This is a genomic window from Haloferax sp. Atlit-10N, from assembly GCF_003586325.1.
GTDB classification, from domain to species: domain Archaea; phylum Halobacteriota; class Halobacteria; order Halobacteriales; family Haloferacaceae; genus Haloferax; species Haloferax prahovense.
The window spans coordinates 290456-316094 of the sequence record NZ_PSYX01000002.1; the positions used below are offsets into that span (position 1 = coordinate 290456).

25 protein-coding genes are annotated in these 25639 nt (G+C 65.0%); 13 read left to right on the plus strand and 12 right to left on the minus strand.

What is annotated here, in order from left to right:
- Positions 1-14: 14 nt before the first annotated feature.
- Together C5B91_RS08545 and C5B91_RS08550 are read right to left on the minus strand one after the other, a co-directional pair.
- Positions 15-3731 (minus strand): glycoside hydrolase family 97 catalytic domain-containing protein, encoded by a 3717-nt coding sequence (locus C5B91_RS08545; RefSeq protein WP_115819694.1) that lies wholly within the window; start codon positions 3729-3731, stop codon positions 15-17.
- A 152-nt stretch (positions 3732-3883) separates the two neighbouring features.
- Complete coding sequence (locus C5B91_RS08550; RefSeq protein WP_115819693.1) at positions 3884-5041, minus strand: multicopper oxidase domain-containing protein; 1158 nt, start codon at positions 5039-5041, stop codon at positions 3884-3886.
- A gap of 254 nt (positions 5042-5295) precedes the next feature.
- Here C5B91_RS08550 and C5B91_RS08555 point away from each other — a divergent pair, with 254 nt between their 5' ends.
- The gene (locus tag C5B91_RS08555; protein ID WP_049967480.1) at positions 5296-5664 is read left to right on the plus strand and encodes a helix-turn-helix domain-containing protein; all 369 of its coding nucleotides are present in this window, start codon (positions 5296-5298) and stop codon (positions 5662-5664) included.
- A gap of 3 nt (positions 5665-5667) precedes the next feature.
- Here the strand turns inward: C5B91_RS08555 and C5B91_RS08560 are convergent, their stop codons facing one another.
- Entirely contained in the window at positions 5668-6306 is a 639-nt protein-coding gene (locus C5B91_RS08560; protein WP_008096218.1) for a helix-turn-helix domain-containing protein, read from the minus strand.
- 156 nt (positions 6307-6462) lie between these two features.
- Here C5B91_RS08560 and C5B91_RS08565 point away from each other — a divergent pair, with 156 nt between their 5' ends.
- A complete protein-coding gene (locus C5B91_RS08565) occupies positions 6463-7560 on the plus strand; it encodes a halocyanin domain-containing protein (protein WP_115819692.1) in 1098 nt (365 codons plus the stop codon).
- 153 nt (positions 7561-7713) lie between these two features.
- Positions 7714-8349, plus strand: coding sequence for a hypothetical protein (locus C5B91_RS08570; RefSeq protein WP_199519522.1), 636 nt, complete (start codon positions 7714-7716; stop codon positions 8347-8349).
- Positions 8350-8409: 60 nt separating this feature from the next.
- Here the strand turns inward: C5B91_RS08570 and C5B91_RS08575 are convergent, their stop codons facing one another.
- Positions 8410-8733, minus strand: a complete 324-nt coding sequence (locus C5B91_RS08575; protein WP_115819691.1) for a CGCGG family rSAM-modified RiPP protein — start codon at positions 8731-8733, stop codon at positions 8410-8412.
- Positions 8734-8852: 119 nt separating this feature from the next.
- Here C5B91_RS08575 and C5B91_RS08580 point away from each other — a divergent pair, with 119 nt between their 5' ends.
- From C5B91_RS08580 to C5B91_RS08595, 3 genes are all read left to right on the plus strand, one after another.
- Positions 8853-11135: a nitric-oxide reductase large subunit gene (locus C5B91_RS08580; RefSeq protein ID WP_115819690.1), complete on the plus strand. Its 2283-nt coding sequence runs from the start codon at positions 8853-8855 to the stop codon at positions 11133-11135.
- A gap of 531 nt (positions 11136-11666) precedes the next feature.
- Positions 11667-12323, plus strand: coding sequence for a helix-turn-helix domain-containing protein (locus C5B91_RS08590; RefSeq protein WP_049913656.1), 657 nt, complete (start codon positions 11667-11669; stop codon positions 12321-12323).
- A gap of 166 nt (positions 12324-12489) precedes the next feature.
- Positions 12490-13410: an alpha/beta fold hydrolase gene (locus C5B91_RS08595; RefSeq protein ID WP_199514362.1), complete on the plus strand. Its 921-nt coding sequence runs from the start codon at positions 12490-12492 to the stop codon at positions 13408-13410.
- A gap of 137 nt (positions 13411-13547) precedes the next feature.
- Here the strand turns inward: C5B91_RS08595 and C5B91_RS08600 are convergent, their stop codons facing one another.
- The 4 genes from C5B91_RS08600 to C5B91_RS08615 all read right to left on the minus strand — a co-directional run bounded on the left by C5B91_RS08600 (position 13548) and on the right by C5B91_RS08615 (position 17511).
- Entirely contained in the window at positions 13548-14729 is a 1182-nt protein-coding gene (locus C5B91_RS08600) for a tryptophan--tRNA ligase (protein ID WP_115819689.1), read from the minus strand.
- A 367-nt stretch (positions 14730-15096) separates the two neighbouring features.
- Positions 15097-15591: a hypothetical protein gene (locus tag C5B91_RS08605; protein WP_008096197.1), complete on the minus strand. Its 495-nt coding sequence runs from the start codon at positions 15589-15591 to the stop codon at positions 15097-15099.
- A 95-nt stretch (positions 15592-15686) separates the two neighbouring features.
- Complete coding sequence (locus C5B91_RS08610; protein ID WP_049967485.1) at positions 15687-16253, minus strand: halocyanin domain-containing protein; 567 nt, start codon at positions 16251-16253, stop codon at positions 15687-15689.
- An 85-nt stretch (positions 16254-16338) separates the two neighbouring features.
- Positions 16339-17511, minus strand: a complete 1173-nt coding sequence (locus C5B91_RS08615) for a TIGR04053 family radical SAM/SPASM domain-containing protein (RefSeq protein ID WP_049967486.1) — start codon at positions 17509-17511, stop codon at positions 16339-16341.
- A gap of 32 nt (positions 17512-17543) precedes the next feature.
- On the opposite strand from C5B91_RS08615, the gene C5B91_RS08620 reads away from it, so the two are divergent.
- From C5B91_RS08620 to C5B91_RS08630, 4 genes are all read left to right on the plus strand, one after another.
- Entirely contained in the window at positions 17544-17903 is a 360-nt protein-coding gene (locus C5B91_RS08620; protein WP_008096194.1) for a DUF2249 domain-containing protein, read from the plus strand.
- A 139-nt stretch (positions 17904-18042) separates the two neighbouring features.
- A complete protein-coding gene (locus C5B91_RS22075; RefSeq protein ID WP_008096193.1) occupies positions 18043-18195 on the plus strand; it encodes an HVO_2142 family zinc finger protein in 153 nt (50 codons plus the stop codon).
- 170 nt (positions 18196-18365) lie between these two features.
- On the plus strand, positions 18366-19445 hold the full coding sequence (gene nirK / locus C5B91_RS08625) for a copper-containing nitrite reductase (protein WP_008096192.1): 1080 nt from the start codon (positions 18366-18368) through the stop codon (positions 19443-19445).
- 153 nt (positions 19446-19598) lie between these two features.
- The gene (locus C5B91_RS08630) at positions 19599-19919 is read left to right on the plus strand and encodes a hypothetical protein (protein ID WP_049967487.1); all 321 of its coding nucleotides are present in this window, start codon (positions 19599-19601) and stop codon (positions 19917-19919) included.
- A gap of 216 nt (positions 19920-20135) precedes the next feature.
- On the opposite strand, the gene C5B91_RS08635 is transcribed toward C5B91_RS08630, so the two are convergent.
- Positions 20136-20402: a hypothetical protein gene (locus C5B91_RS08635; RefSeq protein ID WP_049913654.1), complete on the minus strand. Its 267-nt coding sequence runs from the start codon at positions 20400-20402 to the stop codon at positions 20136-20138.
- Between the two features lie 175 nt (positions 20403-20577).
- On the opposite strand from C5B91_RS08635, the gene C5B91_RS08640 reads away from it, so the two are divergent.
- Positions 20578-21195: a hypothetical protein gene (locus tag C5B91_RS08640; protein ID WP_115819688.1), complete on the plus strand. Its 618-nt coding sequence runs from the start codon at positions 20578-20580 to the stop codon at positions 21193-21195.
- A 33-nt stretch (positions 21196-21228) separates the two neighbouring features.
- Here C5B91_RS08640 and C5B91_RS08645 read toward each other — a convergent pair whose 3' ends face one another.
- Positions 21229-21531: a cupin domain-containing protein gene (locus C5B91_RS08645; RefSeq protein ID WP_115819687.1), complete on the minus strand. Its 303-nt coding sequence runs from the start codon at positions 21529-21531 to the stop codon at positions 21229-21231.
- Positions 21532-21698: 167 nt separating this feature from the next.
- Here C5B91_RS08645 and C5B91_RS08650 point away from each other — a divergent pair, with 167 nt between their 5' ends.
- Positions 21699-21998 (plus strand): hypothetical protein, encoded by a 300-nt coding sequence (locus C5B91_RS08650; RefSeq protein ID WP_049913653.1) that lies wholly within the window; start codon positions 21699-21701, stop codon positions 21996-21998.
- 32 nt (positions 21999-22030) lie between these two features.
- On the opposite strand, the gene C5B91_RS08655 is transcribed toward C5B91_RS08650, so the two are convergent.
- Together C5B91_RS08655 and C5B91_RS08660 are read right to left on the minus strand one after the other, a co-directional pair.
- Positions 22031-23371 (minus strand): hypothetical protein, encoded by a 1341-nt coding sequence (locus tag C5B91_RS08655; RefSeq protein WP_115819686.1) that lies wholly within the window; start codon positions 23369-23371, stop codon positions 22031-22033.
- 110 nt (positions 23372-23481) lie between these two features.
- On the minus strand, positions 23482-23715 hold the full coding sequence (locus C5B91_RS08660) for a DUF2249 domain-containing protein (RefSeq protein WP_008096179.1): 234 nt from the start codon (positions 23713-23715) through the stop codon (positions 23482-23484).
- Positions 23716-24087: 372 nt separating this feature from the next.
- Here C5B91_RS08660 and glpK point away from each other — a divergent pair, with 372 nt between their 5' ends.
- Complete coding sequence (glpK, locus tag C5B91_RS08665) at positions 24088-25638, plus strand: glycerol kinase GlpK (protein WP_008096177.1); 1551 nt, start codon at positions 24088-24090, stop codon at positions 25636-25638.
- The last annotated feature ends 1 nt before the right edge of the window (position 25639 follow it).

The following is a 25639-nucleotide window of genomic DNA, read 5'->3' on the forward strand; positions in this document are numbered from 1 at the left end:
GCCGACGCGTCGACCTACTCCAGCGAGACGAACGGAATCGTCGCGCGCTGTCCGGCGGCGTAGTCGAGGACGGAGGACTGCGCCCGCCCGTCGGGTGTGACGAGGTCGGCGAGGAGCGGCGCGGTATCGACTGCACCCGCCTTCGCGCCGCCGAAGACGTACTCACCGGCCGACTCCGCGACGGGACGAAGCGACCCCCGGTCTTCGGACTGGACCGCGGCGACGACTTCGAGGTCGGCGGCGTCGACGCCGTCGAAGGCGGCCCGGTCGAGCGTCAGCGTGACGGTGTTCGCGTCGGCATCGACCGCCTCGCCGAGCGTGACCGTGCTCCCCTCGTCGTCGGTGAGGGTCGCGCCGGTGGCGTCGACGGCGCTCTTCGTGAAACCGCTGATTTCGAGGCGGTAGTGCCACGGGTCGGCGAACGTCACATTCGCCCCGAGGTCGTCGAGGCTCTCGTCTGTCCCACCCTGTTTCTCGGGGTCGCGCACCCACAGGAGGAACAACTGCGGTGAGAAGCCGCGACTGCTCCCGAAGGCGTTGTAGAGGTTCTCGACCTCGAAACTGAACTGGTACCGACTCGGCGTCTGTTCGACCGTGACCGACCGGAGGTCGAACGCGCCGTCCTCGAAGGCCGCGTTCGTCGGATAGACGTACCCGCCGGGGCCGTGGTCGTCTCCCGCCGGGTCGGCGAGGTCGGCGACCGTCTCGGGCGGCTTCACCGTCACCGTTTCGTCGGCCAGCGTCTCACCGTCGGCCGCCAGGACGGCGACCTCGTACTCGCCGGGCGTCTCGATGGCGTACGAGAGTTCGTCTCGCGCGTCGGTCGTCCCCGGTTCGAACCGCACGTTCGAGGGCGCGGCGAGGTCGCCGTCGACGACGAGGCGGATGGTCGTCCCGCCGATGTAGCCTCCCTCGTTCGACCCCGTCGCGGTCACGAACGACTCGCCGACGAACGGGTCGTCGCGCACCTCGATATCCACTTCCTGTTCGGGCCGTCGGTACCTCGGCAGTCGCGCGAGGTCGTCGTTCGTGGCCGGTCGGAGTCGCATCGCGGTTCCGCCGGTCTCGACCATCGACGCGAGGACAGTCGTGTCCGCGGTGACGATTGCCTCGTCGACGCGGACGGCGTCGAGGTTCGAGTCGTACGCCGCGTCGATGCCGTCGGAGTAGAGTTCGAGGACGTACGCTCCCTTGGTGTGGCCGCGGCCGTTCGACCCGCCGTGACCCGCGCCGTGGTCGTTCTTGTTGTGTCCCTTGCGTTCGCCCGGCGCGTCGTCGAGGAAGTCCAACGGAACGTCCAGCGCGCGGCCGTTCTCGTCGGTCATCGCGCCGACGAACCACTCGTCTTCGTGCCTTCGCGCGACCACCGAGTACGAGCCGATTTCGGCGTCGACGACGCGGGTGTCGCTCCACGGCCCGGCCGGGATCGACTCGATGAAGTCGAAGGCGTCGACGGTCGGCCCGAGCGTCGGGTCAGTCGCCGGTTCGGGCATCGGCGCACCGGTCTGCGTGACGGCGACAGAATCGAGGTTGAACCCGCCCGTGTCGCCATCGGCGAGGCGCACCGCTAGCTCGTTGTCGCCCGCCGACAGCGACACCGGCGTCGAAACCGCGTTCCAGTCGTCCCAGTAGTCGGTCGGCGGGAGCGTCACTTGACCCTGTTCGGCCCCGTCGACCAGGACCGTGGCCGTCCGCGGCGTGCCTTCGGGGACGGCGTTGTTCTCCCCGTCGCTGGCGTACCGGAGGTGCAACTCGTACGTGACGTCCTCGGTGACGCTCTCGACGGTCCACGAGAGCCCCGCGCCGGCGTCGACGGTATTGGGGTCGACCGGGACGTACCGGCCGCCCTGCGCGCCCGCCCACCGCGCGGCAGTCGAAACGCCATCCAGCTCCGCGTTCTCGGCCTGTGCCACGTCGCCGACGCCGACCGTGGCGTCCCGGTCGGCGAGGTACGAACTCGGGAGGTCGGCGACCATCTGGAGGCCACTGAAGTAGGTCGGATACATCGCGAGCTGTTTGGCTCGCGTCGTCTCGATGCCGCCGGACCCGGAGTCGGAGTCGAAGATACCGGGCGTGTACTCGACGGGGCCGCCGAGCATCCGGGTGAAGGGGAACGTCACGTGGTGTTCGGGGTCGACGTAGCCGAAGGCGTCGTACTCCTGTCCGAGGACGCCCTCGCGGGTCATGACGTTGGGGAAGGTCCGCCGCTCGCCGGTCGGTTTGAGCGGCTCGTGGACTTCGAGCATCTGGCGGTGTTTGGCCGCTTCGCGGTAGACCAACCGGTGGTGGTTCACGAGCGGTTGGCAGTGGTGGTTGTACGTCTCCCCGTCGATGGTAACGCCGCTGTCCGCGACGTACCCCGTCTTTATCGAGTTGATGCCGAGGTCGTCGTAGAAGGCGAACGGACTCGACTCGCCCGTGAGTTGCGACTCGTAGTTCGAGACGTTGCCGGCGGTCTCGTTGTGGGCGGTCATCGCGACCGGCGGGTCGAGACTGCGGCCGTACGCGGTCACCGCCTCGATGTCGAAATCGGGGTAGGACTCGTCGAAGTCCATCGCGCTGCCGTCGCCGGGATAGGTGCGCCAGCCCTCGTTCCATCCCTCCACGAGGACGCTCGGAACGTCGTGCTCGCTGGCGAAGTCCATGTACCGCTTCATGCGCTTCGTCTGCGCGCCGTGGTTCCCGGTCTGTGGGCCGCGGTACTGCCAGTCGGCGCGCCCAGTTATCATGAGCCACCAGACGCCCAGGAACTTCTGCGGTTCTATCCAGTCGGTCCCCTGGGGGAAGTCCGCGGGGTCGTGCGGCTCGTTGAGGTTCACGACGAGCGTCGATTCGACGAGGTCGCCGGGGCTGGACCCGACCTGCACCGTCCGCCACGGCGTCGCGTGCGGCGCGCTCGCGGTCACTTTCGTCCCGTCGGGACGCGGTGCGAGCGTCGAGCGGAAGGTCGTGGACCCGGCCGAGACGGGTTCGACCGCCATCGCCGCGTAATCGACGAGGCTCGCCTCGTGGACGCTCAGATAGCAGTCGTCGTCGGCTCGCATCGTCATTGGGGTGTGTGCGCCGCCGAACGAACTCTCGTCGCCGATTTCGCTCAGCGGGGTCCGCTCGTGGACGTACTCGTAGCTGTTGAAGTCGTTTTCGACCCACCAGGCGGTGAAGTCGTCGGCGAACGCGAACTCCGTTCGCTCGCTCGTGACGACGAAGTCGCCGAAGCCGGACGACTCGGGGAAGACGTAGCGGAGGCCGACGCCGTCGTCGAAGACGCGAATCGCGAGCGTGACGGTTCGCTCCGGTTCGGCCGTCTCGACGAGACCGATACGGAGTTCGTTGTAGTGCTCGCGAACCTCGTCGTACTGTCCCCAGACGGGCGTCCAGCGCTCGTCGACCGTCGCCCGCTCGGTGCCGGCGACGGCGAGGTCGGTCCCGAACGCCGGTTGGTCTGCGAACTCGAACCCGAGTCCCGACGGTTCGACGACCCGGCGGCCCTCGTACGAGACCGCGTAGGTCGGCGTCCCGGTCGAGACATCGACGCGGACGACAAGCGACCCATCGGGTGACGAAACCGTCTGAACGGGCCCGTCGTCGTTGTTCGAGACGGTGGCAGCGACATCGTCGGGAACGTCGAGCGTGTACGACGTCGCCGCGGCCAACGACGTGAGGCCACCGAGGAACTGTCTCCTACTGAACTCCGACTCGTCTGAGCTTGTATGAGATTGTTCATCAAACATTCTGGAAAAATTGTTATTCTATAACGAATAAAAATCTTATTGCCGCCTCGATAGTTGACACGATGGGGCGGCTCGGCCACGGCCGGTCGCGCAGAATCAGTCGCCGAAACGCCGTCGAAAGCGCGCGTGAACGCCGTTACCGACTCGTCACCTCACCCCTTATAGCCGGCGTACTCCATCAGTTTCGCGAAGATGTCGGTGTCCATCGCCTCCTTGTAGACGACGCCGCCCAGCATGCCGCCGGGGTAGAAGCCCCCGTTCATGACGTGGTTGACCTTGTGGCAGTGCATGAGGTAGATGCCGGGTTGGGCGTCCGCCGTGAACTCGATGGTGTGGCGCTCCGCGGGCGCGATGTTCGTCACGTCCATGTCGTGGCGGGCGGCCTCGGGGACGACGCCGCCGTCCTTTTCGACGACTTGGAAGCGGTGGTTGTGGATGTGCATCGGGTGGCTCATGTAGCCCGCGTTGACGTAGTGAATGCGGACGGTGTCGTCCTGCTCGACGATGATGGGCGAGCCGTCTTCGGGGTGGAGCGTCCGCGGCGCGCTCTTGCCGTTGACGGTGAACACGTCCGGCTTCCGGTTCCGGGGGTCGTAGGCCACGTTCTCGCCGGCCATCTGCCGGGGAAGCCGTGAGTCCCAGTCGCGGACGGTCATGAAGTACTCCCTGTCGGCCGGTTCGTACCCCTTCGGGTCGACGCGGAGGATGCCGTACATCCCCATCTCGATGTGCCGGTGGGTCTGGTAGTGACAGTGGTAGAGGTGCGTCCCGGGGACGTTCGCCGGGATGGTGTAGGTGTGTTTCTCGCCGGGGTCGACGCGGATGCCCGTCGTCGTCGGCACGCCGTCGTCCTTCCAGGCCTTGCGCACGCCGTGGAAGTGGACCGTGTGCGGGCGCATCCCGTCGGTGTTGTCCAGCGTGACCTCCATGTCGTTGCCCTCGGTCGTCCGGAGAATCGGCCCGGGGACGCTCGGCGCGCCGTCGTCGGCGCTGAACGCCCACACCTGCGGGAGTTCGACCGGCCCGCCCATCGTCTCGAGGGGATGGGCCGCGTGGCGCGCCGGCGCGCTCTTGAGGGTGACCTTCCCGCCCTGTTCGTCCACCTGCACGACCTCCGGCGGACTGGTGTACGGCAGGCTCGACTCGCTCGTCTGGGAGACGGTCGTCTCGTCTGCGCCGACGGCGGCGTTGCCATCGCCGTTCGTGGGCGCGGCGCACCCCGCGAGGCCGAGCGCTCCGACGCTCCCCGTTGCGGCGAGGAATTCACGACGCGACACCGTCGAACCGGGTGCACCGACGTAGTTGCTCATTACAGTCGGTCGTTGGCCCGGGGGAGTGGAATACCGCCTCGCCGGTTCCCGTTCCACAGGAGCCTTCCGAACATGTTCGGCGCGGTCGATACGTACCGGGCGGGGGAACAGTCGAGTCGGGCGTGCCAGTGTGAATCGACGGCCATCGGTTCGACCGACTCGACGCTGGTGCCCACACCTTTCATACGACTCGGTGGCGTATCGGAACCCGAACCGACGGCGCGCGCCGCGCCGAGCAACCCAAGCCTACGCAGATGTCGACGAATCCACTCTCAGATGCGCTCGAACCGGACTTCGAGACGGTGTTCGACGCCCTCACCAGCACGCAGTGTCGCGCCGTCCTCAAGCGACTCGACGGGCCGATGACCGCCTCGGACATCGCCGCCGCGTGCGACCTCCCGCGCTCGACGGTGTACCGAAAGCTCGAACAGATGGTGGAGGCGGGGCTGTTGGAGAAACACGACCGCGGCCGCGAGGCCGCTCGCTACGCGCTCGGCTTCGAGGAGGTGGTCGTCACGCGCGAACCGGGCGACCTCTCGATTTCGGTGTCGTCGCCGTCGCGGTCGGCCTCAGACCAGCTCTCGACGCTGTGGTCGGCCGTCAGCGACCAGACCGACGACTGAGGGTTAGATCGTCGCGTCGTCCCGCGCGAGAAACGCCTTCATGACTTTCCCTTCCGCCCGGTGGAGCTTCTCGCTCGTCGTCGACTTCGCCAGCCCGACGGCCTCGGCGAGCCCGGTGAGCGTGCACGTCCGCGGCGTGTCGTAGTAGCCCTCGGCGACCGCCGTCTCGAGGAGGGCGTACTGGTCGTCGGTGAGCAGCGACTCCGTGTCTATCGACTGGTGGATAGAGACGAGGTCGAACGGGATACCGAACTGGGTGAGCTGTTCGCCCAGCTCCGAGAGGTTCTCGCGCGGCGCGGTCACCTCGACGGTCACCTCGCCGTCGACGATGGTGATAGGCAGTTCCAGCGGGATGCCCACCTCGCTGAGCGTGAGAATCAACAGCGGCTCGGTCGTCTCGAACTGCACCAGCGCGCGCTCCGGCTGCGCTTCGAGAATCGTCACCGAGACGACCGACTCGTACTCGTCGATGGTGGTGACGACTGGCTCGATGTCGGCCGCCCGTATCTCGACGAGGCCGACGCCCGTCTCGTCGGCCGGCATCGCCGCGAGGACGGTGAACTCGGCGTCCGGATAGCGGCCCGAGAGGTCGGAAACCCAGACTTCCTCGGGGAGCGTGATGGAGAGTGTTGCCCGGGGCATCGGTAGTGAAACGAAGTCGTCCCCGCCGCACAAAGATAGTTCCGAACATGTTCGGCCCCCGGCCGCGTTTCGGGAACCAGCGAGGTGGGTTTTTCACCGGAACACGGACCGTCGAGTGTCGAGCGGGGCGGGTCCACCGTCTCGCCGCACTCAATCATGAGTTCGAACGATGCCACATCTCCGACGCTCGGCCGGCGAACCGTACTTCGACTCCTCGGCGGCGCGGCCGTCTCCACGACCGCGCTGGGAGGCGTCGCCGACTCCGCGCGAGCGCAGTCGGGGACCGACCTCGACTCGTGGTTCGCACAGACCTCGAACTACGAGGGGGTAGTGGACGAGACGGGGAGTTCGACGGTGACGGTGACGGTGGGGTCGCAGGCCAACGGCGGGGCGTTCGGCTTCGGCCCGGCCGCCGTACGCGTCGACCCCGGAACGACCGTCGTCTGGGAGTGGAACGGGAAGGGCGGGTCGCACAACGTCGCCGCCAGCGACGGGAGTTTCGAGTCCGACCTCGTCGGCGACAGCGGCCACACGTTCGAGCAGACGTTCGACGCGGCGGGCGTCTACACCTACGTCTGTACGCCGCACAAGACGCTCGGGATGAAGGGCGCAATCGTCGTCGGCGACGCCGGCGGCGCGACCGCGACCGAGGCGGCCGACTCGGCCGGCGAGGAAGAGACGGAGGCGTCCGCCGAGAGCGGCGGCGAGGGGGACGCCGACCTCGACGCGTGGTTCGAGAACACCTCGAACTTCGACGGCGTGGAGGGACAGACCGGTCTCCAGCGCGTGACGGTCGAGGTCGGGTCGCAGGCAAACGGCGGGGCGTTCGGCTTCGGCCCCGCGGCGATTCGCGTCTCGAAGGGGACGACCGTCGCGTGGACGTGGTCCGGAAAGGGCGGGTCGCACAACGTCGTCGCCGAGGACGGGAGCTTCGAGTCCGACCTCGTCAGCGCCGGCGACCACACGTTCGAACACACCTTCGAGGAGGCCGGGACGTACAGATACGCCTGCACCCCGCACGAGACGCTCGGGATGAAAGGCGCGGTCGTCGTCACCGACGACGAGGGCGGGTCGAACGCGTCGGTCGCCGAACCGTTCGGCGACCCCGAGACGGAGCGCCTCGGCGGCATCGCGCTGGCCGGGACGTTCGGGGCGATGCTGGCGTCGCCCGCGCTGTTCGGCGCGTTCATGTGGCTCAAAGGCGAGGGCGACGAATCGGCGGGCGAGACGTATCCGAAGGAGAAGTCGGAGTAGGCCGCCCACAGCCGGGCAACGTCTTCGAAGACTGGGTGACTGTGCCGCGTTCGCGGCGTGGCGACGGTGAGAGGAGACCGTGGCGCTGTCGAACACTCACGGCGCGTGTCGCCAGTCCAGAACATTGTTACTGCTACCAGCGTGTTGATAACTATGCGCCGCCGCGCGTTCCTCGCGTCCGCACTGACCGCCGCCTCCACCCTGACCGCGGGATGCGGTTCCATCGGGTCGCCGACCGAACACACGGACCCGGTGGTCGAGCCCGACGACAACCCCCGAGACAGGGCGAAATATCTCCAGTTCGACGGGGACGGAGACGACGGAGACGACGGAGACCTCGCCACCGTTGGTGTCGACCCCACTTCCGGGCCCCTCCCGAGACCGCTCGCCGTCTCGATTTCGCATACAGAAGACACCGAACTGCGGTCGCTCACACAGCGCTTTACGGCACCCGACGGTGACGGGTCCCCGCCGCGACTCTCGCTCCGGGGGCCGTTCGAGGGAGGCCACAAGCCTCACCCGTCCGTGTCGCTGTTCCGAGACGAGACGGCCGCGGTCGTCGAAGTCCACCGGTTCGGCGAGCTCGCCGACGAGACCGCGTTTCTCAACCTCGCGGTCACCGAATGGCCGGAATCGGCCCGCAGGCTCGTCGTCGACAGTACCGTGGAACTCGTCGAGACGGGGGTCTTCGAGCACACGCACGTCCTCGACGGGGAACTAGAGTTCGACTTCTTCGCCGAAACGGATACTGGCGACGGAACCGTTGAAACCCCGGACTCGTCGGGGTAGCTAGACACCGACTCGTCGCGAGTGCGGACACCGGTCTCGACGTTCGAGACCGAGATGCGACTACTCCACGTACACCCGCGTCACGTGCCCGCCACAGCCGCATTGCTCGACGTAGTCGTACGATAGGTCCGCGCCAAATCGCTCTGCGAGCGCGTCGTAGAGGTACGCCTCCGGGTGGCCGTGGTCGCCGTGGGTGACGAGATTGACGTGGTGGCCGGCGGTCGTGTGTTCGACCGCGGCGACCGCCTCCGAAACCACGAGGTCGCGGTCGGCGGCGTGCCGCGGGAGTTCGAGGTTCGCCGACCACGAGGTGTCGTGGACGCGGTCGGTCGCAGAGTCGGGCGTTTCGTGGTCGTGGTCCGCGGGTCGGGAGTCGGTCGTCATCACGGTTCGAGAGACGGCTTCCGGCTCAAAGAGCGGCTATCCGAACATGTTCGTCCGGGCTGTGCGAGGTCGGGAAGCGCCGCGTGTAGCCTATAGCAGGCGTGTGAACCACGACCTGTATGGAGCTTCAACGCAAGACCATCGCGAAGGCAATCGTCGTCGTGTTCGTCTTCAACCTCGTCGTGATGGGCGCGGGCGCCTGGTTCGCCTACCAGGAGGCCCCGCCGATTCCCGACGAGGTGGTCGGACCCGACGGAGACGTCGTCGTCAGCGGCGACGTGATTCGAGAGGGCAAGACCGTGTTCCAGAAAGACGGCCTGATGAACCACGGGTCGATACTGGGCAACGGCGCGTACTACGGCGCGGACTACACCGCCGACGCGCTGGACTTGAAAGTCCAGTTCATGCGGAACTACTACGCCCAAGAGCGGTACGGTGACCCCTACGACCAACTCGACTCCGCCGACCAGGCCGCCGTCGCCGACGTGGTGAAATCCGACCTCGACGACAGCTACGAGGGCGGCGCGATTCGGTACACCGCGGCCGAGGTCTACGCCCACGAGCAGGTGCGCCAGGAGTACGTCGAGCGCTACCACGAGGGCGACCACGAGCGCGGCGTCCCCACGAACATGATCGACTCCGAGGAGGAGGCGCAGGCGTTCGCGGACTTCGCCATGTGGACGGCGTGGTTCTCCCACACCGACCGCCCTGACGGCACTCACTCGTACACGAACGACTGGCCGTACCAGCCCGGCGCGGGCAACGACGCCACCGCCGCCTCGATGACGTGGAGCGTCATCGCCATGGTGCTTCTCGTCGCGGGCGCGGGTCTCGGCATCTGGCTGTACAAGTCGGTCGAACTCCCCGAGCCGTCGGCCGAGGACATCACGGTGCCCGAACCGGGCGACGTGAGCGTCTTCCCGAGCCAGCGGGCGGCGCTCCGGTTCGTCCCGGTGGCCGCCGGGTTGTTCTTGGCGCAGGTGCTGTTGGGCGGCCTGCTCGCGCACTTCTACATCGAGCGCGCCGGCTTCTTCGGCATCGAGTCGATATTCGGCGTGCCCATCTTGCAACTGCTCCCGTTCGCCATCGCCAAGACGTGGCACATCGACCTCGGCATCCTCTGGATCGCCGCGACGTGGCTCGGCGCGGGGCTGTTCCTCCCGCCGCTTTTGACCGGCTACGAACCGCCGAAGCAGTCGACGTACATCAACGTCCTCCTCGGCGCTATCGTCGTCGTCGTGGTCGGCGGCCTGTCGGGCATCTGGCTGGGCGCGAACGGCTACATCGACGGCTCGCTGTGGTGGATTCTCGGCAACGAGGGGCTCGAATACCTCGAAGTCGGCAAGCTCTGGCAGTTCGGCATCCTCGCCGGCTTCCTCATCTGGGCGGGGTTGGCGGTTCGCGGGCTGAAGCCGCTTCTCGACAAGGAACCGCCGTACGGGCTGGCGCACATGATTCTGTACGCTGGCGGCTCTATCGCCCTCTTGTTCACCGCGGGCTTCCTCTTTACCCCCGAGACGAACATCGCCGTCACGGAGTTCTGGCGCTGGTGGGTCGTCCACATGTGGGTCGAGGGGGCCTTCGAGTTCTTCATCGTCGCCATCGTCGGCCTGACGCTGGTGTCGATGAACCTCCTGTCGCGCCGGAGCGCCGAGAAGGCAGTCATGCTCCAGGCGCTGCTCGTCATGGGGACGGGCATCATCGGCGTCTCGCACCACTACTGGTGGGTCGGCATGCCCGACATGTGGGTGCCCATCGGGAGCGTCTTCTCGACGCTCGAACTCATCCCGCTGGTGTTCATCCTCTACGAGGCGCTCGGGCAGTACCGGGCGATGTCGGGCGAGTCGTTCCCGTACCGTCTGCCGTTCATGTTTATCGTCGCCAGCGGCGTCTGGAACTTCGTCGGCGCGGGCGTGCTCGGCTTCTTCATCAACCTCCCGCTCATCAACTACTACGAGCACGGGACGTACCTGACGGTCGGTCACGCCCACGCCGCGATGTTCGGCGCGTTCGGTTTCCTCGCGCTCGGCATGGTCACCTACATGCTCCAGCTCTCCATCGACGCCGAGCGCTGGGACGGCTCGTGGCTGCACGCCGCCTTCTGGTGTTGGAACGTCGGCCTCGTGTTGATGGTGTTCGTCTCCGTCCTCCCGGTCGGCTTCCTCCAGTTGGAGACGGCGTTCACCGGGAGCTACGCCGCCGCCCGGAGCGTCGCCTTCTACGACCAGCCGCTGATTCAGACGCTGTTCTGGGCGCGGCTCCCCGGCGACTCCCTCATCATCCTCGGGACGGTCATCTACGCGGCTGACCTCGTCAGAAAGCGGTTCGTCCTCCGGCAGTCCGCCGACGACCCGAGCGTCGAGGACATGGCCGTCGCCGAGGGCATCCTGGGCGACGACTAACGGGCGAGCGCTGTCGAATCGCTTCTTTTCTGCTCACTTGTTACGGTCGTGGTGAATGGCGAGCCGAGTTGGTCAGTTTGTTCTGGTTATGCAGAAGCACTCCCCAGTCGCTTCCGCCAATTTAGGGGAAGGTGTGTTGAGACTAAAACCGATTTAGCAGAGCTGTGATGCGTGAATTTCACCGATTCGGTCAGCGGACACTTCCCCAGATAGCTCTCCAGGCGGCTATTCTTATCACACATCCAACCAGACCCAATTTCCGAGCGAAGCGCCGAGAGTGCCTTCTGGACGTGATCGGCTCGAATCACGAGTGCGGGGGTGTTCTCGTGTGAGCCACGGTTGACGATGACATCCCGGGGAGGGTTGTGACCGGTTCGTCCACGAGTGGGTTGACGGTCAAGAACTGTTGCTGTTGCATCGTCCTTCGGCTGTTAGGTCTCGGTAGGGTCCCGTAGCCACGCTACCTCACCAGTAGGAGGTTTAAACCTCGATTACAGAGGTATTTTACTGCGCGCAGTTTTGGTTGACGCTATGAGATACCTTACTGCCTTAGTCAAACCAGATGGAGGGGCGGCATTCCATCCACTCGGAGAGGAACTGGCGGATGACCCGTCGATCAGGCGGCGGGCTATCCATCATCTTGAGCTTCTTGATGATGATACTGTCCTCCTGTTTGCCGAGGCAAGCGGCAGTAAGAAACGATACAAACAGATTATGGAGGATTCGTCTCATGTCACTAGTTATCTTACTGCGGGTGAAGACCGATGGATGGCTGTGAGCCAATTCGAACCGACAGAAGCGGTTCGCCGATCTCTTCAACTGCAACAGGAATCACTGCTGGTGATAGAGACCCCGATTCACTTCACGTCCGAGAATCACCTTAAAATCACTTACCTGGGAACTGACGAAACGTTCAGTCAGTTATACGAATACGCCAGGAAAATGGATCAACTCACATTCGAGGTCCTTGGACTGGGAGATTATAAGACTGATAAATCATCGCTCAATAGAATGATTACACCGAGGCAGGAGGAAGTGCTTGAGGCAGCAGTTGATCTAGGATATTATCGTGAGCCCCGCGAAGCGTCACTCGAAGACATCGGCGACATCGTTGGGATTTCTCCCGGAACAGTCGGTGAGCACCTTCGGAAAGCCGAAGAACGCGTGTTCAGCGAGCTCGTTCACTGATTCTGATCTTCGCTCACGAATCGTAGCGTCAGTGAGATTCCCGCCGTACAGTAGCCAGAAGCTTCAGGAGATATAAGGAGCCACATTGGTGCGGCAGTTCTCGTATTCAGCTTTGTCGCGTATGTCCTCCCACGAGAGCACGATGCCGACGACGAAACCCAGACCCATGGCCACAGAGACGGTTACAACGACTGATGCATCGTTGCTCAGTGGGCACGATGTCGAATCGACCTATCGTGACATCAATGGCGTGCAGTTACACGTCGTCACCGCCGGCGATCCCGACGCACCTCTGGTCGTCCTTCTACACGGACATCCCGATTTCTGGTACGGCTGGCGTCATCAGATTCGTTCGCTCGTTGAGGCCGGTTTTCGAGTGGTTGTTCCGGATCAGCGAGGCTGTAATCTGAGCGACGCACCTGATGAGGTCGATGCCTACCGGCAATCGGAATTAGTCGCTGACGTGCGCGAATTGATTCACAGCGAGGGCCGAGACTCGGCCCACGTAGTCGGGCACGACTTTGGCGGGTTCGTCGCTTGGAACGTCGCACTCTGTTATCCATCTGTTGTTAATCGTCTCGGAATCTTAAACGTCCCACACCCCACGGTGTATCGAGAGACCTTACGGTCTAGCCTCGAACAAATTCTCCGGAGCTGGTACGTCTGGTTCTATCAGGTACCGAAGCTCCCCGAGTGGATGCTGCGTCGGAACGATATGGCCAATATGGTTGACTCGCTTGAAATAACCTCGAACGAAGGGACATTCGACGAAGAAACGATTAACCGCTACAAGGCGGCTTGGCAGCATACAGGTATTGAGCCGAGGATTAATTGGTATCGTGGATTCCGTCGGTCGGAACACCCATCATGCGACATCGTTACCCAGAAGACGCTGATTTGTTGGGGAGAAGATGACATAGCCCTCCTACCCTCAATGGCTGAAAGAAGCATCGACTACTGTGAAGACGGCCAGATACGGATGTTTCCTGACGCTTCACATTGGGTCCATCACGAGCGTGAAGAGGTTACTGATGCGCTAGACCGTCATCTCAGAGGAACAACAGACTCGAATCAACCGAGTCGGTGAAACCGCACTATTAGTTTCCGACGGGAGCAATAATCACTCTGTTGACGAAGTCGCTCTCGACCACAAAGTAATTTGAGAACCGTATGCATTGAGACAGTCGATCTCAACTACTGTAGGGGAACGGTGAAACGATATGCCTACTGTCGTGAGAGTTCGTTATCGGGATATCCTACCCGCCTTCTTGCAGCCTGCCGCTCGGTTTCAGTCAGTCGATATGCAGACAACTCGTCTTCCAGCGAACCGAGGGCCGACCGACGTGCTTGATGAGTTTCGAGGAAATCCGCGATACGCTCTGCCGCGAATGCCTTGAGTTCACCACTCAATAGAGAGCCCTCACGGTAATCTGCTGCCAGTTGTTCAACCCGCTCGTCGCTCTCCTCAAAGAAGTAGTACAACAATAGATAGGGGACGTCAACCTCTGGATTCCCACCTTTCGCCCGATGTTCCTCGATGCTCGTCTGTCCACCTGAGTACGCGTACGTCCGGATTTTATCGGTGACCGTCTCTCGGTCGTCCGAAAGGAGGATACTCGGGGCGTCGTCAGACGAACTCATCTTTCCCGGCCCTTCGAGACTCGGGAGGAACTTCGAAAGCAATGCCCCGGGCTTGCTCACGTCGTAGCGTTGCTTCGCGGCGATATCACGACAGACGCGTACGTGCGGGTCTTGGTCTACTGCAATTGGAACGAGTGTCGGGTGGCGTCCCTCGACAAGTTGTGGAAGGAGCAGATGAGTTGCTTGCACGGCAGGGTAGAACGACAGGCCGATATTCTCCGGTTCTCCGTACGTCGCGTCGACTGTCGATTGGGTCACTTCCTTTGCAAAGGCAGTAGCAAGTGGGTACACCACGTCGGCGTCTGCTGTATCAACGATGATGCGAGTGCGGTCAGGGTCGAAGCCGACGGCAAGGAGGTCACGGAGATTCTGGCGAGTGTAGTCGCTGATTTCGTCCAGCGATTTGTCCTTGAGAACGTACTTCTCGTCGTCGGAGAACGGTATGTAGACGCGTGTCCCAGTCTGTTCTTGGAGATATTTTGCAAAGTAAAAGGGGAAGATGTGGCCGATATGCATCGGCCCGGAGGGGCCACGTCCGGTCACAATTGAATGGGGTTCGCCATCGTTTGCGGCATCAAGGAACGAGTCTACATCTCGTTGGGCGTAGAAGACGTCTCGACGGACGAGCGGGTGGCCGGGGTCGGGGAATCGCGTTTTCTGTTCGGAGGTGAGTTGGTCGGCTCCGAATCGGTCGAGGAGTCGGTCGTAGTCGATGTCGCCTTCGACGGCGTAGGGCGTTACGGTGAAGTTGTCTTCTGCTGGCATTGGTGGTGTTGATAGGGTAGTCACTTGGAGTGCGGTACAGCGAAGAAGCGAGTGAGCATCGCGGTGGTATCGTTGGGTGAAGCCCGTCAGACCCTACACCGAGATACTGTCCACTTCCCGTGACGCGTGCCAACGCCAGCAGTTGGCGGAGGAAGTGGACTCCATACACCTGACGAAGGGTACTTCAGATATATAATCTGTGCTTCGATTGTTACGTTTTCTTCGATGCTGTACTATCGTGGCTGTCAATCCAACCCGCTGCACACACCCGTTGTCCGTGTCCCGTACACCCACCAGTAAGCGGATTCAACGAGCCACCAGCGACTGATTCACCTCTTCCGATTTATGCCGGCGGTGGACTCCCGACTCACTCCCACGCGAGTACCAGCCCCGTCGCGGCCCCGACGACGACCGTTCCGCCGAGGGTCGCAATCACGCCCAGCGCCCCGAGCAACAGCGGGACGACGAGAAACAGGATAACGGTCTCCACGAGCGCCGAGACCGGCCCCGCGCCGGCCGACGCTTCGAACGGACTGCCCTCCATCACGACGACCGCGAGTTCGAGCAGGTACATCGGGACCGGGAGCGCGAGCAATCCCACGAGGCCGCCGACGAGCGCGCCGCGGACTCGGGAGTTCGCCCCGCCGAGTCGCCGCCAGAGCAGGCTGGCGAGCAGGCCGCCCCCGAGAAAGCCCCCGGCGACGAGCACCACCATCGGTCCGGAGGGGACGGCAGGGTCGCCGCCGGTCAGTAACGCGACCACTGGGTCGGCGAGAACGTACCAGAGCGCGAACGCGCCGCCCGCGAGGGCGAACGTCATCGAGGGGCGGCGGCGCGCGGCGGCGAGGAGCGGGTGGCCCATGCGAGAGATTCGTCGCACCGGGAGAAGAAGTTCGCGGCAGTCGAGAACCGGCCGACTCCGGGCGGAAACAGACCGAAAAACGGCGCGGCCGGACGCTACTCGACGACGACCGCGCCCTTCATGCCGAGCGTCTCGTGGGGCGTACAGGCGTATCTGTACGTCCCGACTTCCTCGAAGGTGTGTTCGAACGTGTGACCGCTGTCGCCGACGAGTTCCGATTCGAACCCGCCGTCGGCGGCGGCGACGTTGTGTGACCCGCCCTTCCCGTTCCACTCCCAGACGACCGTGGTTCCCGTCGAGACCCGCACGGCGGCCGGGCCGAACCCGAACGCCCCGCCGTTGGCCTGCGCACCAACAGTCACCGTCACCGTCGAACTCCCCGTCTTGTCCAGCACTCCGTCGTAGTTGTCGACGTTGTCGAACCAGCCGTCGAACTGTGGAGCGCTCCCGTCGCCGGAACCGTCGTCGCCGCCGGTCGTGCCGCCGGATTCGGTCGTCGGCTCGGCGGTCGATTCGGCGGTCGTCGCGTCGTCCCCGTCCGCCGCGGCCGCGTTCGCGGCGTCACCGCCGGAGCCGGAACAGCCGGCGAGCGCCGTCGACAGCGCCGCCGTCGCAGTCAGTGCCGTAAAGCGCCGTCTCGTAAAGGTTGTGTCGCGCGTCATCAGCTACACCTCGGCGGCGACGGATGCAAGCGGTTGTCCCGAACGTGTTCGGGTCGCTTCCCGTGCGCTGCCACTTCCCGAGGCGTCAGTCGCCCGCCGACCGAGTCCCGGGTATCGGGCCGTCGTAGTCGGTGGGCACGTACCCGCAGAGCGGGTCGCTGGCCAGCGGGTCGCCGGTGTGGGCGTAGGCCCGCGAGCGACTGCCGCCGCAGACGTGGCGGAACTCGCACGCGCCGCACTTCCCGCGGAGGGCGTCGCGGTCCCGGAGCGACCGAAAGAGGTCGCTCTCGCGGTACCGCTCGACGAGTCCGCCGTCGCGGACCGAGCCGGCGGACGCGGGGAGGAAGCCCGACGGGAACAGCTCTCCGGTGTGGCTGACGAAGGCGAAGCCGTCACCGGCGGTGATACCGAGTCGGCGGCCGATGCCGTCGGTCGGGGGCGCGTCGCTCGCGTCCCGCCGGCGCTGGATGGCGACTCGGCGGTAGTGGGGCGCTTCGGTCGTCTTGACGCCGAAGGGCGCTTCCTCGCTCACCTCGGTCAGCCACTCCATGACGCGCTCGGCGCGTTCGGGGGAAATCGGGTCGAGAACGCGCCCCCGACCGACGGGGACGAGGAAGAACACGGACCAGAGGACCGCGCCGAGGTCGGCCACGAGGTCGCAGAGCGCGGGGAGCTCGTCGACCGTTTCGGCGCAGACGGTCGTGTTTATCTGGAGCGGGAGCCCGGCCTCGCGGGCCGCGCGGGCGGCCGCGACGGTCTGCTCGAAGCTTCCGTCTTCGCCTCGGAAGGCGTCGTGCGACGCCGCGGTCGCGCCGTCGAGGCTGAGCGCCATGCGCTTGACGCCCGCGTCGGCGAGGGCGGCGACCGTCTCGGACGTCAGCGACGACGTCCCGCTCGGCGTGAGCGTCATCCTGAGGCCCATGTCGGTCCCGTACTCGACGAGGTCGACGAGGTCCGAGCGGGCGAGCGGGTCGCCGCCGGAGAGGACGACGAGCTGCCCGGGGCCGAACTCGCGGGCCTGGTCGAGCAGGCGCGTTCCCTCCGCCGTCGTCAGTTCGTCGGGGTGTCGCGCCGGCGTCGCGTCCGCCCGGCAGTGGTCGCACGCGAGGTCGCACGCCTGGGTGACCTCCCAGATGAGGACGAACGGCCGCCGCGAGGTGTCGATGCTCGACGGGTCCGGCGGGGCGGTCGCCGTCGGCGGCGCGTCCGCGTCGCTCCCCGTGCCCGTGTCGGTGTCGAGGTGTGGCGGTCGAGACATGGCTCTGGTCGGGTGGTTCGAGGGCGTGAAAGGTGAGCCACACCCCGAACGCGTTCGGCCGCAAGACCGGTGGCGACGGGACGAACACGTTCGGGGTGAACTTCCTGCTCCGGCGGCCCCACGACACCGGTATGGAGCACGAAGCGTACCTCGACGGACTCGACGCACCGAGCGAACGAGCGGTGAGCTTCCTCGACGTTCGGGAGCTGCCGCCGCCGGAACCGCTCACGGAGACGATGAACCGCCTCGCCGCACTCGACGGCGACACCGTGTTCGTCCAGCTCAACGACCGCGAGCCGAAGTTCCTCTACCCGAAGCTCGACGACCGGGGGTTCGCCTACTGCTCCGCCGAGCGAGACGACGGCGTCGTCACCGCGATTTGGGAACCCTGAGTCGTCGCCGTCACCGATCCTCCTCCAGCGTGCCCCTCGATAACGTCGGCGTTGCCCCGTCTGCGGCCCGAAACGTATCAATCGCGCGCAATTTGGCATAATCGTTAATGTAATAACTCCTCACGCGTTTGTACGTGGTATGAGTTCAGACCACACGAATACCACCCACTCCGAATGGTGCCCTGACTGCGGCTCCGAGATGGCCTTCACCGGCACACAACCAGCGGGACTCGCGCAGTTCTTCTGCGAGCAGTGCCGGTACCGCCGTGACCGCTTCGTCGGCGACGACTGAACTGACCGTTCGTCTTCTCGGGATTCACGCGCTCGAAAGCGGCCGCGCTTCTTCGCGTCTCGCGGCGTGGTACGACTCGCGAAGATGTTCGGAGTGCGTCTCCCAACCGTACAACCATTGTTCGTTTATACCCGTGTTCGGGCACTCGATTCAACTGGAGGGAGACACAGATGCTATCTACGACCCGGCGGCGGACGCTCCAGTGGCTCGGACTCGGCGGCGTCGCCTCGCTCGCCGGCTGTGCGACGGACGCACCGACCGCCGCGCAGTCGCTCGACGAGACGGAGGAACCGACACAACAGAGTTCGACGAATCTGGTCGACCAAGTCGCGGCCGACCCGACGGACATCCCCGGTCCCATCGACCGGCGCGAACCCGCCGAAGTCGACGTGACGCTCCGGCCGGAGGAGGTGACAGCCGAGGTCGAAGACGGTGTGACGTTCACCTACACGACGTACAACGGGCAGGTTCCCGGCCCGCTCGTCCGCGTCCGGCAGGGCGACACGGTGAACGTGACGTTCGAGAACCCCGAGGAAAACACCATGCCGCACAACGTCGACTTCCACGCGGTCGCCGGCCCCGGCGGGGGCGCGGAAGCGACGATGACGAACCCCGGCGAGACGGCGCACCTGCGGTTCAAGGCCACCTACCCCGGCGCGTACATCTACCACTGCGCCGTGCCGAACATGGACATGCACATCAGCGCCGGGATGTTCGGCCTCATCCTCGTCGAACCGCCGGAGGGGATGCCCGAGGTCGACCACGAGATATACCTCGGCCAGCACGAACTCTACACCGACAAGGACGCCGGCGAGGAGGGCCAACACAGCTTCGACTACGAGGCCATGCGGAACGAGGACCCGACGTACGTCCTCATGAACGGCGAGAAGTACGCGTGGACGCCCAACGGTCGGGGGCCGGCCGCGACGGTCGGCCTCGACGAGACGGTCCGGGTGTACTTCGTCGACGGGGGGCCGAACCTCTCCAGTAGCTTCCACCCCATCGGGAGCGTCTGGGAGACGCTCTACCCCGAGGGGTCGCTGACGACCGACCCGCAGACCCACATCCAGACGCGACAAGTGCCGCCGGGGAGCACGACCATCGCAACGATGAGTTCGCCCGTCCCCGGCGACTTCAAACTCGTCGACCACTCGCTGTCCCGCGTCGTCCGCAAGGGCTGTATGGCGGTCGTCCGCGCCGAAGGGCCGGAAGACCCCGAGATATTCGACCCCGACCCTGACCCGCAGTAGCGCCATCGCACCGGCCGGCAGTCCCCGGACTGACCGGTTTTCTACCTGACGCTGTTGAACCCCGCCGGGACTGACAGAACCCGTGTGTCGGAAGCGACTACCGAGAACCGACCACAGCATTATGCCGTTCGCTTTCAAAATGCGAAGCCAAGGATGCCAGACGATAAACAGGGACGAGATAAGCAAGCGGCCAACGAAGAACAGCGCCAGCGCGAGCGAGCGCTCCAAGAGGCACGTGACCGCGCCGACGAACCCAAACCCGGGAAGGAACTTGGGGACCTCGACGATGCACTCGAAGTTCAAGACTATCCGACCACAACGGAGCAACTCGCCGAGAACTACGGCGACTACGAGGTCGAAACGCAAGGAGGGTGGAAACCCCTCGACGAGGTGCTCGCTTCGGTCGACAACGAAATATACGACTCCGCGGACGACGTTCGCGACCGGATACAGCGACAAATAAATCGGAGATGAGTGCGTCCAAAGCAGCTTCTGTCGTGACGATATTTCGGTAACCTGCGTTCCGAGACGCGTCCTCGCTGTTTGTCCTACGCGTGGCTCGTCCGCATCAGTAGCTCCCTTCCCACAACCGAGGCGCGCACTCGATTCAGCACACCTGCTGAGACTCACCCGACGTCTGTCAGAAGGTGCGTGCAAGATGTAGAGGGCGTATTCACACATCTTGGCGTGTCAGTCCCAGTAGGTGTCAACCGATTCGCCAGCGAGTCGTGCGCGGATGAACAGGTACGCGAAATGAACTGGGACGTAGCCGAGACAGAGAACCCAGCCCTGTGGTTTCGAGACTAAGTCCCATGTGCGTTCAACGCCGCTTGTGGCATCCATCGAGAGCGTTTCAAAGCCGAGTATCGACTCGATAGCTGGTCCGACGACCATCACAAACACGCACAGATAGAGAATAGCCACGGCAAGAATTTCGAGCGATTGGTTAGAACTCATCGTTCCGCAAGCGGTGTACCGTAGATGTAGACCGCAGATAAAGCCACTTCGAGACTGGGTGGACGGTTCAGTATGTAGTCGACCGCTCCGACCCAGCCGGAGCGCCGGCACCCCGCACAGTGTGGTGAACGTGTTCGGGGGTGGGCCTACGCCCGTGGCGACCCTATTTCGGACTATGCCAGACATTTCGTCCCTGTTCGGCGGCGGGTCGCGGGCCGACCGCTTCGACGATAGCGACCAGTTCGTCCCGGAGCACCTGCCCGACCCGGACGCCTTCCTCGACGGTCACCGCGTCCTCGACGGCGACGACCACGTCGCCGTCCACCGGGTCGCCCGCGAACTATTCGAAGACCGCGGGGTCTACGACGTGACGTTCGGCTACAACCTCGCGCGACTAAATCTCGACCGACGACACCCCAACGCGGGCTTCCGCTACGCGGAGGACCGAGACGACCCGTCGGTCCTCCGCGCGGAGTTCACGCCGACGACGCCGTTTTGCCCGCAGTCGAAGACGCTCACCGTCGGCGCGTTCCGGGCGTGGAACGGCCTCGCCGACCGCCACGACTACGACCGCGTCCGGGTCCGCGTCGCGCCGATGCACCAGCAGGCCGGCGCCATCAACGCGGAACTCGACGCGATGGACGCGGGCGACGCGCAGGCGGAGACGGACGGCTCGACCACCGATGCCGGGACGCCAACGGACGAGCGCGACGACGAGTCGGACCCGGAGTCGCTGTCGCTGTCCGAGGGATTCGAGGCGGCGCTGAATCGGCTGTCGGGCGAAAAACAGTAGGCGTCCGTTTTTCGTTCGTCGTGACCCCGCGGTTCAGTCGTCAGCCGGCGCGAACACGAGCACTGCGCTACTATCAACCGGCGCGCGCGGCGAGATGTCGCGGTCGCCGCCGAACCGCAGCAACTCCCCCGCCGCGACCTCGTGCGTCTCGCTGTCGAGCGCGAGTTCCATCCGGCCGTCGACGACGTGGAAGACGATGTCGAAGCCGGGATGGGAGTGCGCCGGCACCTCGTCGCCGGCCTCGAGGCGGAGTCTGACGGTTTTCGGTCTGTCGGTTTCGAAGACGGGCGCGTGCATCTGTGCCGGAAGGTCGTCGAGCGCGGCGTGTTCTGGCATCACGACTGAGTCGTCGCCCGCGCCGTCGGTAAGCCTGCGGCCGAACCTGTTCGGGAGAGACACGACCGGGAGCGAATGAGCGCGAGCGCGAGTCTGAGTGTGAGAACGAGGGCTAACGGGGTGGCGAATGCAGGCGCTTTTGTCTGTCGCGGGAGATGACACGTTCGATGCCCTCCATTGTGAACGAAACCGTGTTCAGCGAGCCCTCCGGCGGCCTCTTTCCAGTCGTCCAGCTCTGCGGCGCGCTCGTCTTCTCGGGTCTGTACTGGCAGTACGCGGTCGTGGAACAGTCTTTGTCGGGCGGGTGGCTGCTGTTCATGATAGCCGGGACTGCGCTGTCCGGACTCGCGGAATCGCTTCCGAAGCACCGACGACGAGCAGCCGGCGTCCTGCGCGTTGCGGCGATTCTCGTCCTGACATGCCTGCTCGCGATTCTCTTCCTCGCTCCCGAACTCTTCGGACTGTGAGGGAGTGCGAGACGCGTCGCTGACGACCCGACTCAGTGCGCGCCGTCGTCCGCATCGGCGGCCGACGCGACTGCGCCGCCGACCAGCGACTGCGGGCTGTGGAGCCAGATGACCCGCAGGAGGTTCGCGGCGAACACCGCGACACCGACGAGTATGAGCGTCCAGCCCAACGTCTCAGCGGCCGGAGAGAGTCCGACGAGGCCGTGTGCGACGACGGCGGTGACGCCCGCGACGACGAGGGCGAAGTCGAGGCGGGCGAGGCGGTCGCTGTAGAGGTCGTCGAGCATCGGTACGGGTTCGAGGCCGAGGCGGTCGCTGTAGCGGTGGACCCAGATGATGAAGGGGACGACGTGGTAGAGCGTCCCGAGCACGACGAAGCCGACGAACCCGAGGAGGAACAGCGAGTCGCCCCCCGACGCGCCGAACAAGCGGTCCCCGGCCAGCGGGTCTGCGAACCACGCGGGGAGCGTCAGGACGGCCCAGGCGGCGAGCGCGACGGCCGCGACGGCGTACCGTGTGAGCATGGGCGTCCAGTCGACCGACGACTCGACGAGGCGGCGGGCGAGAATCGCCGCGACGCCGAGAAGCGAGAGAGCGACGAGTGCGCCGCCGACCCGCGCGAGCGTCGGCTCGGAGACGAGTCTCCCGCCGGCGAGTGCGACGACGCCGAGCGGATAGCCGATTTCCTCGACGCGGCGGAGCCACACGTCGACGCCGCGGAGTTTCGTCTGGGTGAACATCGTCGCGAGTTGGTAGAGCGCGCCGACGACGGTCGTCACGACGACCCCGAAGACGGCGAGCGTGACGTGGGTCGCGCGGACGGTTCCGTGGGTCGCGCCGACGCCGGCGAAAAGCGGCCGCGTGAAGTCGACTGCGAGCAGGAACCCGAGCGCGGTGACGACCACGAGCGCGCCGATTGCGAGGCCGAAATGGCGCTCGGTCACGTCGAACCCGTCGAGTCGAGAGAGCGTGCGCGCGATGTTGTAAGCGAACGTCCAGAAGCCGAGGAGGGCGGCGGCACCGAAGACCGGGAGCCACGCGAACGCGCCGAGGAGGAAGCACGCGGCGAGGCCGACGAGACCGACGCCGACGGCCCACAGTTGGGCGGTCGCGAGTCGTCGGGAGTAGAGGTCGACGCCGGACCAGACCGGGACGAACTGCGTCATCGCGCCCATGATGGTGACGCACACCCACCCCGCGACGAGGAGGTGGACGTGCGCGAGGCGGGCGGCACCGGGAGCGACGCCGACGGCGAGGCCGACCCGGAGGCCCACCGCGGCCGCGAGGAGACCGAGCGCGACGACGAAGTGCCGGAGCGGAATCGTCATCGGTGGCTGTCGAGCCGTGTCGATGTCGGCGGGAATGGCGCTCATACGCGACCTAGCGCGGCGCGGAGTCCTACCGGTGACTCCGAACATATTCGTCGAGGTGGAGAACTGCGGGTGGCGGGTCGGAAGCGCGGTCACGACCCGCGGCCGCGACGCTACTTCTTCGGGAACGTCGCCGCGAACTCGTCGGGGGCGCGCTGTTCGACGGTGTAGTTGTCGGCGTCGAAGGCGTCGACTTCCGCCTGCATCTCGTAGAACAGCGGCTTGGGGTCGTGGTCGTTGAGAATCGTCAGCGACTCGCCGGCGTCGAGGTCGTCGAAGGCGGCGTGAATCTTCGGATGGCGCTCTACCGGGGGAAGGTCGCGCACGTCGAGGGTGGTGTCTGCCATGCGTATCGTCCCTCGCGGGAGACCACCGAGTCGATTACCCCGAACACGTTCGCTCGCACAGCTGAACCGAATCGACACTACCCACTGCGGATGGCTAGTAAACATACTGATTCTGTGATTGTTCTCGGTGAAGAATACGTTCGTCGCCGAGCGTCGGTTGCTTTCGGATGAACACTGGATGGGCCGGGAATTCGTGGAATAACGCGCTTCTATAGTGTCTATGGGTTCTCGGAGTACCCACCCGAACGACAGTCGTTTCTCGAGTGTCACCGACGAAAATCAGTCTGAGAGATATATTTATAACGATTCAATATATTGTTTACTGGTAAGACCACACCAGCAATAACAAATTGGGCAGGGCACGGAACACACATGGTAGACACATACGTCGGTTCGATCGACCAGGGGACGACCGGAACGCGCTTCATGATCTTCGATCACAGCGGGCAGGTCGTCGGCAACGCCTACGAGAAACACGAGCAGATTTACCCGAATCCGGGCTGGGTCGAACACGACCCCCTCGAAATCTGGGAGAACACGAAACAGGTCATCGCGGACGGGCTGGCCGACGCCGGCCTCGACGCGGAGCAACTCGAAGCGCTGGGCATCACGAACCAGCGCGAGACGACCATCGTCTGGGACCGCGAGACGGGCAAGCCGGTCCACAACGCGCTCGTCTGGCAGGACCGCCGGACGACCGACCGCGTCGAGGAGCTCCAGGCCGAAGACAAAGTCGAGTGGATTCGCGAGAAGACCGGCCTCGAAGCAGACGCCTACTTCTCGGCGACGAAAGTCGAGTGGATTCTCGACAACGCGGAGCCGCTGAAGCTCCAGAGTTCGCGCGGCGACGACCTCCGTAGTCGGGCGGAGGAGGGCGAACTCCTGATGGGCACCATCGACGCGTGGCTCATCTACAACCTGACGGGCAACCACATCACTGACGTGTCGAACGCCTCGCGGACGATGCTCTACGACATCGAGGCGCTCGACTGGGACGACGACCTCCTCGCCGAGTTCGACGTACCCAAAGAGATGGTTCCGGAGGTCCGGCCGTCCTCGGACGAGGACCTCTACGGCCACACGGACGCGGACGGCTTCCTCGGCGCGGAAATCCCCGTCGCGGGCGCGCTCGGCGACCAGCAGGCCGCGCTGTTCGGCCAGACCTGCTTCGACGAGGGCGACGCGAAGAACACCTACGGCACCGGCTCGTTCTACCTCATGAACACCGGGACCGAGGCGGTCTCGTCCGACCACGGCCTCCTGACGACCATCGGATTCCAACTCTCCGGCGAGCCCGTCCAGTACGCCCTCGAAGGCTCTATCTTCATCACCGGCGCGGCCATCGAGTGGCTCGAAGACGTCGACCTCATCAACAACGCCGCCCAGACGGCGGAGCTCGCTCGCTCCGTGAAGTCTACGGACGGTGTCTACATGGTCCCGGCGTTCACGGGCCTCGGCGCGCCCCACTGGGACGGCCGCGCCCGCGGTACCATCGTCGGCATGACCCGCGGCACGCGGAAGGAGCATCTCGTCCGCGCGACGCTCGAATCCATCGCCTACCAGACCCGCGACGTGGCCGAGGCCATGGAGGCCGACTCGGGCGTCGAACTGAACGCGCTCCGCGTCGACGGCGGCGCGGTCAAGAACAACTTCCTCTGTCAGCTCCAGTCCGACATCATCCAGACGGACATCGCCCGGCCGGAGGTCGACGAGACGACCGCCCTCGGGTCGGCGTACGCCGCCGGCCTCGCCGTCGGCTACTGGGACACCGTGGACGAACTCCGCGACAACTGGCAGGTCGACCGAGAGTTCTCGCCCGAAGCCGACGCCGAGCGCGTCGACAAGATGTACGACCGCTGGCACGACGCGGTTGACCGCTCGCTCGACTGGGCGCGCGAAGACGAAGCCGAGGGGGACGAGTGAG